This window comes from Pseudoalteromonas sp. L21, assembly GCF_021728035.1.
In the GTDB taxonomy this organism is placed as follows: Bacteria; Pseudomonadota; Gammaproteobacteria; order Enterobacterales; family Alteromonadaceae; genus Pseudoalteromonas; species Pseudoalteromonas arabiensis.
In genome coordinates, this window is sequence record NZ_JAKKCV010000003.1 from 250,809 (window position 1) to 263,499 (window position 12,691).

Annotated in this window: 12 protein-coding genes; 4 read left to right on the forward strand and 8 right to left on the reverse strand. The window is 40.8% G+C overall.

The window, feature by feature from the left end:
• Positions 1-3 precede the first annotated feature (3 nt).
• From tyrA to ffh, 6 genes are all read right to left on the reverse strand, one after another.
• A complete protein-coding gene (gene tyrA, locus L3V41_RS10015; protein WP_237127652.1) occupies positions 4-1,137 on the reverse strand; it encodes a bifunctional chorismate mutase/prephenate dehydrogenase in 1,134 nt (377 codons plus the stop codon).
• 271 nt (positions 1,138-1,408) lie between these two features.
• The gene (gene rplS / locus L3V41_RS10020) at positions 1,409-1,768 is read right to left on the reverse strand and encodes a 50S ribosomal protein L19 (protein WP_004587324.1); all 360 of its coding nucleotides are present in this window, start codon (positions 1,766-1,768) and stop codon (positions 1,409-1,411) included.
• Between the two features lie 33 nt (positions 1,769-1,801).
• Positions 1,802-2,569 (reverse strand): tRNA (guanosine(37)-N1)-methyltransferase TrmD, encoded by a 768-nt coding sequence (gene trmD / locus L3V41_RS10025; protein WP_062570537.1) that lies wholly within the window; start codon positions 2,567-2,569, stop codon positions 1,802-1,804.
• Positions 2,569-3,102: a ribosome maturation factor RimM gene (gene rimM / locus L3V41_RS10030; RefSeq protein ID WP_062570536.1), complete on the reverse strand. Its 534-nt coding sequence runs from the start codon at positions 3,100-3,102 to the stop codon at positions 2,569-2,571. Before rimM ends, trmD begins: the two co-directional genes overlap by 1 nt.
• A 17-nt stretch (positions 3,103-3,119) precedes the next feature.
• Positions 3,120-3,368 (reverse strand): 30S ribosomal protein S16, encoded by a 249-nt coding sequence (gene rpsP, locus L3V41_RS10035; RefSeq protein WP_036967110.1) that lies wholly within the window; start codon positions 3,366-3,368, stop codon positions 3,120-3,122.
• 242 nt (positions 3,369-3,610) lie between these two features.
• Positions 3,611-4,987: a signal recognition particle protein gene (gene ffh, locus L3V41_RS10040; RefSeq protein WP_062570535.1), complete on the reverse strand. Its 1,377-nt coding sequence runs from the start codon at positions 4,985-4,987 to the stop codon at positions 3,611-3,613.
• A 236-nt stretch (positions 4,988-5,223) separates the two neighbouring features.
• Between ffh and ccsA the strand changes: the two genes are divergently transcribed.
• From ccsA to L3V41_RS10055, 3 genes are all read left to right on the forward strand, one after another.
• The gene (gene ccsA, locus L3V41_RS10045; protein ID WP_062570534.1) at positions 5,224-6,027 is read left to right on the forward strand and encodes a cytochrome c biogenesis protein CcsA; all 804 of its coding nucleotides are present in this window, start codon (positions 5,224-5,226) and stop codon (positions 6,025-6,027) included.
• 61 nt (positions 6,028-6,088) lie between these two features.
• A complete protein-coding gene (locus tag L3V41_RS10050) occupies positions 6,089-7,360 on the forward strand; it encodes a CNNM domain-containing protein (protein WP_083515358.1) in 1,272 nt (423 codons plus the stop codon).
• Positions 7,361-7,499: 139 nt separating this feature from the next.
• Positions 7,500-8,339: a mechanosensitive ion channel domain-containing protein gene (locus tag L3V41_RS10055; RefSeq protein WP_062570532.1), complete on the forward strand. Its 840-nt coding sequence runs from the start codon at positions 7,500-7,502 to the stop codon at positions 8,337-8,339.
• A 49-nt stretch (positions 8,340-8,388) separates the two neighbouring features.
• Here the strand turns inward: L3V41_RS10055 and L3V41_RS10060 are convergent, their stop codons facing one another.
• Both L3V41_RS10060 and gshA read right to left on the reverse strand, forming a co-directional pair.
• The gene (locus tag L3V41_RS10060) at positions 8,389-8,997 is read right to left on the reverse strand and encodes a transglycosylase SLT domain-containing protein (RefSeq protein ID WP_062570531.1); all 609 of its coding nucleotides are present in this window, start codon (positions 8,995-8,997) and stop codon (positions 8,389-8,391) included.
• Between the two features lie 135 nt (positions 8,998-9,132).
• Positions 9,133-10,710, reverse strand: a complete 1,578-nt coding sequence (gene gshA / locus L3V41_RS10065) for a glutamate--cysteine ligase (protein WP_237127653.1) — start codon at positions 10,708-10,710, stop codon at positions 9,133-9,135.
• Between the two features lie 420 nt (positions 10,711-11,130).
• On the opposite strand from gshA, the gene L3V41_RS10070 reads away from it, so the two are divergent.
• Positions 11,131-12,678, forward strand: a complete 1,548-nt coding sequence (locus L3V41_RS10070) for a PAS domain-containing methyl-accepting chemotaxis protein (RefSeq protein WP_193988578.1) — start codon at positions 11,131-11,133, stop codon at positions 12,676-12,678.
• The last annotated feature ends 13 nt before the right edge of the window (positions 12,679-12,691 follow it).

A 12,691-nucleotide genomic window follows, 5' to 3' on the forward strand; every position in this document is an offset into this window, starting at 1 on the left:
TGATCAATCAAGTACCTTGGCATCATTGGCTTTATTTAGCAGACTGCGACTTTGCGTTAAGAAGTGTGCGGTAGCATCACTAAAATACTCTTTGGCATCCGCAAAGCCCTCTATCAAAGCAGCTTTATTACCCGTTTTTAGTTTTTCTAGCGTGTCGGCAAAGGTCGCTTGATAATTAGCAAGTAAATCTTCCACATCATCAAATTGCGCTAACATAATATCCGAGTAAAGCTCTGGTGACTGAGCAAAAAGCCGCCCTACCATCATCAGCTCTAATTGATAAATAGGAGAAGAACAGCTACGAAGCTCTGCAAGTGTATGACTTTGCTTCGCTAAGAATTGACCATAGACAAAAGTTGTTAAGTGGCGCATGACTTGAATGATTTGCATCGCTTCATCGTGTTTTTTTGCTTCCATTTCGACAACTTGACAACCCCACACTTGCAACTGGGCTAACAAGCCCTGTGCAACCTCATGATTACGTCCCTCACAAACAACAACTGTCTGCTTAACCCAGTGAGAAATGTCGGGGCCAAACATCGGATGTAAGCCTACAACAGGGCCATTATGTGCCGCCATGAGTGCGTTTAATGGTTTTTGCTTCACTGACGTAATATCCACAAGCAAACAGTCATCATCAAGCTTAGGCAAAGCTGCAACAACCTGTTCTAATGCATTGATTGGCACACTGACAAGTACAAGCTTAGCCCCTGCCAAGATAGCTTCACTCTCTGCTTGCTGCTCTTTATCTAAAATACGCACTTCATAACCTGAGCGAATAAATTGCTGTGCGAATAATTGCCCCATCGCTCCTTTTCCGCCAACAATGACTATAGGTGATAATTGAGGAGCCGAGCAGGCTAAATTTCCTTGTTGATTTTGGTACGCTTCACGCATCATACGACGCAAAATATCTTCAACTAACTCTGGGTTAACACCTTGGTTAACCGCTTCTTGGCGACGTGCTGCCAACAAATCAGCTTCACGATCTGGGGCATGTAACGGAGCGCCGATTTGTTGCTTAATTGCCCCTATTTTTTCTGTAATGCTATTACGCTTTGCTAGCAATGCCACTAATTGTGCATCACACTCATCTATTCCTGCTCTTAAATCAGCTAATTCATTCACTGTCGCCACGTTACTACACCTCAAACCCCAAACGTAAATATATATATACAAAAAAGTAAAGCTTACAATACAGATTATAGTAACAGCATAAGCTGCAAAGTACAAAGCCCTAAGGAGCTAACAAATAGAGGAAACTTGAGTCATCAATGTATGACAGGATAAAGTGCAAAGAAGGGTGAAACAAAGGATAAGTTTATAGAGAGTTGCTTTTTTAAAAACCAAAACGGGTTGCAACCCGAAGGATGCAACCCGTTTTTTTTGCGTTGATAAACAGCGCGTATTAGTTAAGTTTTTCTCTAATACGTGCAGATTTACCAGAACGCTCACGTAGATAGTAAAGCTTAGCACGGCGAACTGCACCGCGACGCTTAACTGTTACGCTGTCGATAAGAGGGCTGTGCGTTTGGAATACACGCTCAACACCTTCACCGCTCGAAATTTTACGAACTGTGAATGCTGAGTGAAGACCACGATTACGCTTAGCGATTACAACACCTTCAAAGGCCTGTAGACGCTCTTTGTTACCTTCTTTTACACGTACCTGTACAACTACTGTATCACCAGCGCCGAATGCTGGTACGTCTGTTTTAAGCTGCTCTTCTTCAAGCGCTTTAATAATATTTTGGTTTACTTTTGCCATTATATTTCTCACTTTCCTAGGTGTAACTGTCTTCTAGCCACAAGCTTGTTGGTACTCTTGCTTGAATTCTGCAAGAAGTGCCGCTTGCTCCTCAGTCAGAGCTAGGTTATGCAACAAGTCAGGACGACGTAACCAAGTTCTACCTAATGACTGCTTTAAGCGCCATTTTGCTATCTCTTGGTGGTTTCCGCTGAGTAATACAGCAGGCACCTGTTTATCATCCAATGTTTCTGGCCGTGTATAATGAGGGCAATCAAGCAATCCATCCGAAAATGAATCTTGCTCTGCTGATTGGTTGTGACCTAGCACCCCTGGCACTAATCGTGCGACTGCATCAATTAATGTCATAGCGGGTAGCTCACCACCACTCAGAATAAAATCACCTATTGACCATTCTTCGTCAACATATGATTCTATGATTCGCTCATCTATACCTTCATAGCGACCGGCAATCAAAATCAGTTTTTTAGAGCTTGCGAGTTCGCTCGCCCCTTGCTGATCTAATTTGCGCCCTTGCGGGGACATATAAATTACTTTAGCACCATCACCTGCCGCTTTTTTTGCGTCAAGAATGGCTTGTTTCAATGGTTCAACCATCATTAACATACCAGGACCGCCCCCATAAGGACGATCGTCCACAGTTCTATGCTTATCAGTAGCATAGTCACGTGGATTCCAGCAGTTAAAGTCAATTAGACCATTTTTAACTGCGCGACCAGTTACCCCTTCATTGGTAATAGCGTCAAACATGTTCGGGAAAAGGCTTATCACCCCTACCCACAATGAACTCGTTTGTGACATTAAAACCCAGGATCCCAGTCTACGGTAATTTCTCTCGCCTCGTGTTTAACTTCTTTAATAACAGAGTCTGTTAAAAATGGAATTAAACGTTCAGCTTGGCCAAATGCATCTTTTTTGTTTGCTTTCACAACCAAAACATCATTTGACCCTGTCTCCATTAGGTCATCAACCGTGCCTAAATTATAACCTTTATCAGTTACAACAGACATGCCGATGAGATCTCGCCAATAGAATTCACCTTGCGGTAATTCTGGTAGCTGCGCTGCATCTACAGAGATTTCAACATTGGTCAACGCCATTGCTTCATCTCGGTCGTTTACTTGCGCAACTTTAGCGATAAAGCCTTTGTTGTGGCGACGCCAGTCGACCACTTCTAAGGTCTGCCATTTACCTTGTTGCCCTATCAACCATGGGCTGAAATCGAAGATCCCTTCGGGATCATCAGTAAATGAATGCACCTTAAGCCAGCCCTTTATACCATAGGGGGCACCGAGCTTTCCTACAACGATTATCGAGGTGTTCTCTTGACTCATGGTTACACTTACGCCTATTAAGCCGCTTTACGAGCGTCTTTAACTAATTTAGCTACGCGATCTGAAAGAGATGCGCCTTGACCTACCCAGTGTTCAACACGAGATAAATCTAAACGTACTTTTTCTTCCTGACCAGAAGCGATTGGGTTAAAGAAACCTACTTTCTCGATGAAGCGACCGTCACGCGAGAAACGGCTATCCGCAACCACAATTTGATAGAAAGGGCGTTTTTTAGCGCCACCACGTTGCAAACGAATAGTTACCATACCGTCCTCTAAATAGATTGACTGTTTTCATTAATAAGATTTACTCCCCAATACGGGAAGCTGGGGAATTGTACGAGTTTTTTGCAACATTGCAAGTAAGAAGTGATGCAAAATGTAAGTTTAGTTGATTAAACACTGATCTGCGCTAGCGATCTTAACTTTGCATAGTGATTACGCATAATTTATCCATTAAAAAAGGAGCTATTTGCTCCTTCTTTAAGATAAACACTATAAAGGTGGTATTAAAACTTAGGGCCTCCGCCCATCATACCTGGCGGTAACATGCCTTTCATGCCACGCATCATTTTCTTCATGCCGCCTTTACCTTTCATTTTCTTCATCATTTTTTGCATCTGCGTAAATTGCTTAAGCAATTTATTGATTTCTTGCACCTGTGTACCAGAGCCTGCTGCAATACGTTTTTTACGAGAGCCTTTGATGATTTCAGGGCGCGCACGCTCTTTTGCAGTCATTGAGTTAATAATCGCTTCCATTTGTACAAACGTTTTATCACCCATTTGCCCCTTAACTGCATCAGGTAAGTTTTGCATACCCGGCAATTTATCGAGCATTGACATCATACCGCCCATGTTTTTCATCTGACGAAGCTGCTCTGCAAAGTCATCAAGTGTAAATCCATCACCTTTAAAGACTTTCTCTGCAACTTTAGCCGCTTTCTCTTTATCAACTTTCATTTCGACTTCTTCGATTAATGAAAGTACATCACCCATACCTAGGATACGAGAAGCAATACGGTCAGGGTGGAATGGTTCAAGTGCATCGGTACGCTCACCCACACCCATGAACTTAATTGGCTTACCCGTGATATGACGAATTGATAGTGCAGCACCACCACGAGCATCACCATCCGTTTTCGTTAAGATCACACCACTTAAAGGAAGCGCTTCGTCAAATGCTTTTGCTGTATTTGCAGCATCTTGACCTGTCATTGCATCAACAACAAATAAAGTTTCGATTGGGTTAATCGCGCTATGAAGTGCTTTGATTTCATCCATCATGTCGTTATCAACATGCAAACGACCCGCGGTATCGACTAACACGACATCGATAAATTTCTTCTTCGCATGAGAGATAGCATTATTTGCGATATCAACCGGCTTTTGCGAAATATCACTCGGGAAGAACTCAACGCCCACTTCATCTGCAAGTGTTTCAAGCTGTTTAATTGCCGCTGGACGATAAACGTCAGCACTCACAACAAGTACCGATTTCTTTTTACGCTCTTTTAAAAATTTAGCTAGTTTACCGACACTCGTCGTTTTACCCGCACCTTGCAGGCCTGCCATCATTACAACAGCTGGCGGCTGCGCATTAAGGCTAAGCTCTTCATTCGCTTCGCCCATGGCTTTTTCAAGCTCTTCGCGGACAATTTTGATAAAAACTTGGCCAGGGCTTAAGCTTTTAGTGACTTCAACACCCACTGCACGTTCTTTAACTTGCTTAACAAACTCACGAACAACAGGCAGTGCAACATCCGCTTCCAAAAATGCCATGCGGACTTCACGTAATGTATCTTTAATATTGTCTTCAGTTAGGCGTCCACGACCACTGATATTTTTTAAGGTTTTACCTAAGCGTTCTTGGAGATTCTCAAACATGTAAAGGTTCCGATAAAACGTGTTTCGCCTGTTTCTTAGATTAATATAAAGCCCAAAACAGGAGAAATTAAAATTTCAATTCTTAACAGTATACCGTAAATGGTGGTCGACAATACAGTGTTCAAGTGTGCTGTTTGAGTTTCTTTTTACAAACTCTATGCTTTTTCCTTACTATAAAATACAATGGCATCAAAGAGACAAGGATTTATCGATATAAATTAAATGGCCAAAACACGATGATTATTAGTTTAACTATTATTGCTAGTTTGTTTTATGTGTTAGCAACGTCGCACGTGCTATCACGCCTTTTTCACAAACAAGGTCCGAGCCAGAAACTCACGGTCATTTTAAGCACGGTTGCTATCCTTGCCCATATGCTGCTATTGGTTAACTCTGTGTTTCGTGCAGATGGCCAAGATTTAAGTATTGTGAATGTTGCCCTACTGACATGTTGGGTTATTGTTGTCTCTGTCACAGCAGTTTCTTTAAAGTTTCCAGCGACACTGTTACTCCCCGTTGTATATGGGTTTGCGGCAATACTTACCTTAGCCAGCTTGTTTATTCCTCACCACGTTATTTTGCATACAATTGATGTCGAGCTAGGGCTGGTTACACATATTTCCCTGTCTTTATTAGCTTACTGCGTGCTCATTATATCGACTCTTTATGCCATTCAGTTTTACTTTATTGATAAACGCCTAAAGCGTAAAGATTTAGCGATAGTGCACAGCCACTTACCCCCTTTAATGGTGGTTGAGCGTCAGCTGTATCAATTACTTACTTTAGGGACGATTTTACTCACCTTTGCCCTGCTATCTGGCTTTATTTTCCTTGATGGTATGTTTGCTAGTGAGTTTATTCATAAAACAATTCTCTCTTTACTTGCTTGGGTTATTTTTACCGTTGTGACTATCGGTCACCTGCGTAAAGGTTGGCGAGGGAAGCCTGTGGTATTTTCGATCATGATAGCCGCATTTATCTTATCACTTGCTTATTTTGGCAGCCGTTTCATACAAGAAGTGATACTAAATAAGTTTTAACTTGACTCAGCAAGCTGTCTCTAGCTTAATATGCATTGGTTTATAAAAAAAGGATCCATCGTTGGACGACATATCGACTAGTACCCTGTTTATTGTATTGGGATTATTGATACTTATTTCTGCTTATTTTTCTGGTTCTGAAACTGGAATTATGTCAATTAACCGTATTCGCTTGCGCCATTTAGCAAAAGAAGATCACCGTGCAGCGAAACGCGTCAGTAAACTGTTAAGCCGTCCTGATAGACTAATTGGTCTGATCTTAATCGGAAATAACCTCGTTAATATCGCAGCGGCTCAAGTCGCTACGATTATAGGAATTCGCCTGTATGGTGACTTGGGTATTGCTATTGCCACCGGCGTATTAACGCTTGTTGTGCTTATTTTTGCTGAAGTGACCCCTAAAACACTCGCAGCGCTCTATCCTGAGAAGGTCGCTTTTCCAAGCTCTATCATCCTTAAAGGGCTATTAAAAATACTATTTCCGTTTGTCGTTATCGTTAACTGGATGACCAATGGTATGTTGCGCCTATTTGGCATTACCACGGCACAAATTGAAGAGCACAGCCTAAGCAAAGAAGAGCTAAAAACGGTGGTAAATGAATCAGGGGCCCTGCTTCCTGCTCGCCATCAAAGCATGCTGACATCTATTTTAGATTTAGAGCAAGTCACCGTAGAAGATATCATGATCCCACGAAATGAGATTGTTGCAATTGATATCAATGATGATTGGAAGCTTATCAGTCGCCAATTAACACATGCACAACACACGCGTGTACTGCTTTATAGAGACCAAATTGACGATGCAGTAGGCTTCATTCATTCGCGTGATGCCCTACGCCTGTTAACAAAAGAGCAATTTGATAAGCCTTCACTATTACGTGCCGTTCGTGAGATTTACTTTATTCCTGAAGGGACATCACTCAATACACAACTTTTAAAATTCCAACAATCAAAAGAGCGAATTGGTCTAGTTGTAGATGAATATGGTGATATTCAAGGTCTCGTGACACTTGAAGATATCTTAGAAGAAGTGGTTGGAGATTTCACAACAACGCAAACCCGTACGCCAAGTGAAGAAGTAACAGAGCAAGACGATGGTTCTGTACTTGTCGATGGTGGCGCTAATATTCGTGACTTAAATAAAGAAATGAACTGGGAGCTCCCTATAGATGGGCCAAAAACTTTAAGTGGTTTAATTGTAGAATACCTTGAAGATATTCCAGATGCTAACTTAAGTTTGCGTATTGCGGGCTACCCTATCGAAGTATTAGAAGTTAAAGAAAATATGGTAAAACTGGTTAAAGTAATCCCCAGTAAACGTATTCAAGAATAAGAAAAGGAGTAGCTTGCTACTCCTTTTTTATTACGCATATTAGCGCCTCTGAAGTTTCACATTTTTCTGCTAAAGAACACACTTTCATGTTAATTCGTCTAGTATTGTGTCCGGTTAAGTTTATTTACATGGAGCAACAATGGACGATATTTCAATCGAAAAAGTATATAACCAAGCTATCGAATTACTCATGTTATATGGGCCAAAATTTATTTTAGCTATTTTAGTCTTGGTTATAGGGTGGTGGTTGATTGGCCGCATCGCCAACATGGCCGAAAAATCAATGAACAGAGTAAAATTTGAAGCTGGGCTCACACACTTTTTAGTGTCATTTATTTCAGTCATTTTAAAAATACTCTTGCTGATTTCTGTTGCCTCTATGATCGGCATCGAAACCACCTCATTCATCGCTATGTTAGGTGCTGCAGGCTTAGCCGTTGGTATGGCACTGCAAGGTAGTTTAGCTAATTTTGCAGGTGGTGTTCTGATTTTATTCTTTAAACCGTTTAAAGTCGGTGATGTTATTGAAGCACAAGGTTATATGGGGAAAGTTGTTGAGATTCAAATTTTTGTCACTGTGCTACTTACTTATGATAATGAAAAAATAATCATTCCAAATGGCGCTTTATCTAATGGCTGTGTCAAAAACAAATTTGCAGAGCCTACACGCCGTGTTGATATAGAGTTTGGTATTAGTTATGGCGATGATGTTCATAAGGCGCGAGAAGTGCTTATGGGTGTGTTGAATGACTATGAATTAGTACTAAAAGATCAAGATGCGAAAAAGCCGGTGGTACATGTTAGTCAACATGGCGATAGTCATATTGGTATGCTGGTATGGGCGTGGGTTAACTCAGAGAATTACTGGCCAGTGTATTTTGGCTTGTATGAAAAAGTAAAAATTGCTTTTGATGCAGCGGATATCACTATTCCGTTTCCGCAACGGGATGTACACATTCACCAATTTCCTGGCAAATAATTTATCATTAAAAAACCCACATTTTTGTGGGTTTTTAACTAAATAACTGCTAACTAAACAAGCGCTCAAACCAGTTTTTATCCAACTCATCTTCGCATTTTCTAAGTTGTGCACCATAACGACTTGCTCGATGCTTAACTTTATTTGCCACACTCATCAACCATTTTTTCTTTTTATACGTACCACGTTTATAACCGCCCCACCCTTCATGATAATTAAGGTACTGCGCGTAAGCGTCCCACTTTGAAACACCATTTACTTTATGTGTTTTATAAACAAACCACGCCATAAAATCAATGGCATCATCGAAATCATCTCTATCTGCACCACTGTTATTGGTTTCACGAATATAGTCTGACCATGTTGGTGTTTTTGCTTGTGAGTAACCATAGGCTGAGCTTACACGACCAATTGGGATGATCCACAGAAAGTATTCCATAGGTGGTGTTGCATCATGACGAAACGAGCTTTCCTGATACATCATGCTCATTAATACATGTTTTGGCGATCCCCACTTTTCTTGAGCATCGCGAGCATCATAATACCAATCAGGCTTTTCTTCGAAAATCTTACAAATATCATGGGGTTGCTCAGGTGGAGCAGTAGCACAACCAGCCAAAGATGCGGCCAGCGATAAAATAATTAAACTTTTTTTCATTTTTTTATGTATCTCGCTGAACTTTTTTTTAGTGGGTCAGTCTGAACTTATGAATGCAGCAGTATAGCATTGTTTCATCCCTGAAGAATCTTTGACGCAGCCTCTCCCTAGGCTGCGTTTTTTTATGTCTAAAATTTACTTCACCTTTGCAAAGTAATCATCTAAAAATGCAGTGAAAGACACATTATCTTCTGCTTTTACTTCGCGCTCTTTTGCTACCGACTTAGATGCTTGCTCAGTTAAAAAAGCCTCATCGTAAAATTGATAATCAGCGCCTAGGTGACTTTGCTTATATTGCTGTGCAAGTGTTAATGCAAACTCACCATTATCTTGGTTAGTGTTTGCTAATATATCAATGTATCGTCCTGAAAATGTTTTATTTGGCTCACTAACCCAGGCCGCAAGCGTTGCCACTGTTTCACTGTAATAACTTACGCCATAGGCAGCATCCATATAGTGCGCCACCGACTTTAGTTTATCGAATATTGACGTTGCCCACGTCGTCAAGCTTACTGACTCACCTTGCTTTAACAGTTGCAAATCAGGACTACGTCCCTCGTTTACTACGGCATCAAGGTTTTTAGTACTGAGACTTTGCTCCTGCCAGTCCATCGCAGGGGAATCACTTAATAAGCAATAAGTTAAAAATACATCTAAAAAGTGGATCTGTTGTAAGTCGATACCCGTTTCACTAAATGGATTGACATCTAAGGCACGTACTTCAATGTATTCAATTCCACCTCGTAGCAAAGCATCCGTAGGGGTTTCTCCACTGGCAGCATTTCGTTTAGGCCTAATCGGTGAGTAGAATTCATTTTCGATTTGGAGAATGTTTTTATTCAACTGTTTTGGTGTTTCGCTGGTGTAATCATCAATATGATTATAAATATTTGATGGTGTATTAATGGCTTCTTTTAAACCAGCAACGTACTCATCTAACGAGTTGTACATCACACGTAAAGAAGATTGTGCGCTGTTTGTATAGCCCAAATCACCAAGACGTAAAGCGGTGCCAACCTCTAAGTAAAGTGTACCTTTACCTAACTTTTTAAATGGCAGCTCAGTTTGACGCCCTTGAAGAAAAGAGTGACATAATGCAGGGGAGGCACCAAATAAATAGCTAATTAACCAAAGTTCGCGTTTAAAATTACGGATTAAACCTAAGTAACCATCAGATATAAAATCTGCTAAGTCCTTTGTGCTATCACTTAGCTCATGTAGTCCCTGCCATAACGTGTCAGGGAAGGAAATATTAAAATGCACACCTGCAATGGCTTGCATCATACTACCGTAACGATTTTTAAGCCCTTCACGGTAGAGTGTTTTCATGCGACCGATATTTGAGTCACCAAATTGCGCCAGCACAATGTCATCTTGGTTATCAATAAAGCATGGCATACTAATAGGCCATAACAATTCGTCACCCATTTGAGACAAGGTAAACTTCTGTAAATCTTTAAGCTGCGCTAATGTTTGCTCAGGTGAGGTACTGACTGGCGTAATAAACTCTAATAAAGATTCTGAAAAATCTGTAGTTATATGATCATTGGTCAGTGCGCACCCTACTCCTTGCGGATGCCCCTTCTTTGAAATAACACCGTTAGGTTTGATCCTTAATGCTTCTCGCTCGATGCCACGTTTAATCCCATTAATTGCGGTTGGATAGTGTGCCGATAACGCTTGTAGCGTTTTGTTTAAATCATGTTTTATCAAAAATGCTTCCTCGAGCCACGTGGCTTTAATCCCAAGTGTATGGGGGCAGAATATAAATTCTCAAGAGAAAAATTAGAATCTCTATCCATGCAACTGTAATTAATGTCGATACCCTGACAACTCCATCACTTAGTCATCATCTTGCCATTCAGATAACTATAATACAATTGCTTTGATAGCACTTCATTGATGCGAAATTGTTTCGCTAATCAATAATGAGACCTCATGCCAATAAAATTTATTTCAATTACGACCTTTTGGTTAAGCCATAAACACATGTTTTCAGACAAGACATTGTTCTAGATCAATATTTATATGAAATAATTCAAAGTTTCACTTAATTAACATAGTTACTCTTCCCTTACATTTTTCTGAGACTATAATCCGCACATAGTAAAAAAGTACATTTCAAGGACTAAAATGCGTCGTGGTCAAGAAACAATCAATCAGGAAGTAACCTACTCTGAACATCAAGAGCTTGTCTCAACAACCGATTTACGTGGGGTAATCACCTACGTAAACAAAGAGTTTTGCACCATAGCAGGCTATAGCGAGGAAGAACTGCTAGGTAAAAATCACAACATGGTTAGACACCCAGATATGCCAAAAGCTGCATTTAAGGAGATGTGGGAAAAGCTCAAACAGGGTCACTCATGGCGAGGCATGGTGAAAAACCGCTGTAAAGATGGTCGATATTATTGGGTTGATGCATTCGTAACCCCTATTTATGAACACGGGCAATTAGTTGGCTATCAATCAGTACGTACAAAACCATCAGAAGAGCTCAAAACACGAGCCATGGCACTATACGAAAAAATAAATAATGGTAAATCTATTTCATCTTTTCGTGAAAATATTTCATTGCGACAACTCATTTCTATTGTCATCGCAGCTGTGAGTATTGTTACGCTTGGCTTGATGACATCAGCAGTCATTGCGGCGATCTCTTTTATGGTTACAGTATTTCTTGTTGCTCTTAATTATGACGAGCTAATCGTGACCCCAACAGAGCTTAAAAAACAGCGTGCTGAGTTTGACTCTGTGTCTCGTTATGTGTATTCAGGCGCTCATCCATTTAGCGTTGCAGCCTATAATCAGCAAATGTTATCAGCAAAACTGCGTACGGTTCTTGGCCGTATTAAAGATTCGACCTATTCATTTAAAGATATTGCTACAAACTTAGATAGGCAGTCTTCGTTGACTGAGCAAGGGATTGCAGCCCAAGGTCAACGCTTGGGCGATATTGCAACAGCAATGACGCAGATGAGTGCAACTATTGGTGAAATATCTGCAAATACACACCACACAGCAGAGAAAGTTAATACGACTTATCAAAGTTGTAATGACATTAAGCTGCACATAGAAGATAACAGCGGTATGGTGTCTGCACTTGCAAATCAAGTTGAACAAGCTGCTACAACAGCTAACTCCCTTGCTAGTGAGGCGGATAAAATTGGCCAAGTTATGAGTGAGATTGAAGGTATTGCAGAGCAAACCAACTTATTAGCACTTAATGCAGCGATAGAAGCGGCCCGTGCTGGCGAGCATGGCCGAGGCTTTGCTGTGGTAGCCGATGAGGTACGAGCTCTTTCATCTCGAACTCAAAATGCTACGTCACAAATTCACAGCTCAATCAAAGAAATTCAAGATACTTTATTCAGTTGGTCAAAAGTAATGCAATCAACTAAAGAGCAAGCTGATAGCTGTGTAAGCACGACTACACATACACAAACCGAGCTTGCGAGCATTTTTGCACAAATTGATGAGATCTCTAGCCTTGCAACAGAGATTTCAACTGCTGCGGAAGAGCAACAAGTGGTCAGTGTTGATATTCGTACCAATGTAGACAGCATCAAAGGACACAGCGAAGAAAACTTAAAGCTAAGCTACAACGTAGCAAAAGATGCTGCGGGCCTTGTTGAGGGCTCACGTAAAGTGAACGATATGCTGTTAACTTTTAAAGTATAAAATATATTGATAA

What these genes read in the sequence shown, in the direction of transcription:
- L3V41_RS10055 (WP_062570532.1), top strand. Translation starts at nt 7,500, where the DNA reads ATGGACGATATTTCAATCGAAAAAGTATATAACCAAGCTATCGAATTA.
- rimM (WP_062570536.1), bottom strand. Translation starts at nt 3,102, where the DNA reads ATGAGTCAAGAGAACACCTCGATAATCGTTGTAGGAAAGCTCGGTGCC.
- rplS (WP_004587324.1), bottom strand. Translation starts at nt 1,768, where the DNA reads ATGGCAAAAGTAAACCAAAATATTATTAAAGCGCTTGAAGAAGAGCAG.
- L3V41_RS10070 (WP_193988578.1), top strand. Translation starts at nt 11,131, where the DNA reads ATGCGTCGTGGTCAAGAAACAATCAATCAGGAAGTAACCTACTCTGAA.
- L3V41_RS10060 (WP_062570531.1), bottom strand. Translation starts at nt 8,997, where the DNA reads ATGAAAAAAAGTTTAATTATTTTATCGCTGGCCGCATCTTTGGCTGGT.
- ccsA (WP_062570534.1), top strand. Translation starts at nt 5,224, where the DNA reads ATGATTATTAGTTTAACTATTATTGCTAGTTTGTTTTATGTGTTAGCA.
- rpsP (WP_036967110.1), bottom strand. Translation starts at nt 3,368, where the DNA reads ATGGTAACTATTCGTTTGCAACGTGGTGGCGCTAAAAAACGCCCTTTC.
- ffh (WP_062570535.1), bottom strand. Translation starts at nt 4,987, where the DNA reads ATGTTTGAGAATCTCCAAGAACGCTTAGGTAAAACCTTAAAAAATATC.
- trmD (WP_062570537.1), bottom strand. Translation starts at nt 2,569, where the DNA reads ATGTCACAAACGAGTTCATTGTGGGTAGGGGTGATAAGCCTTTTCCCG.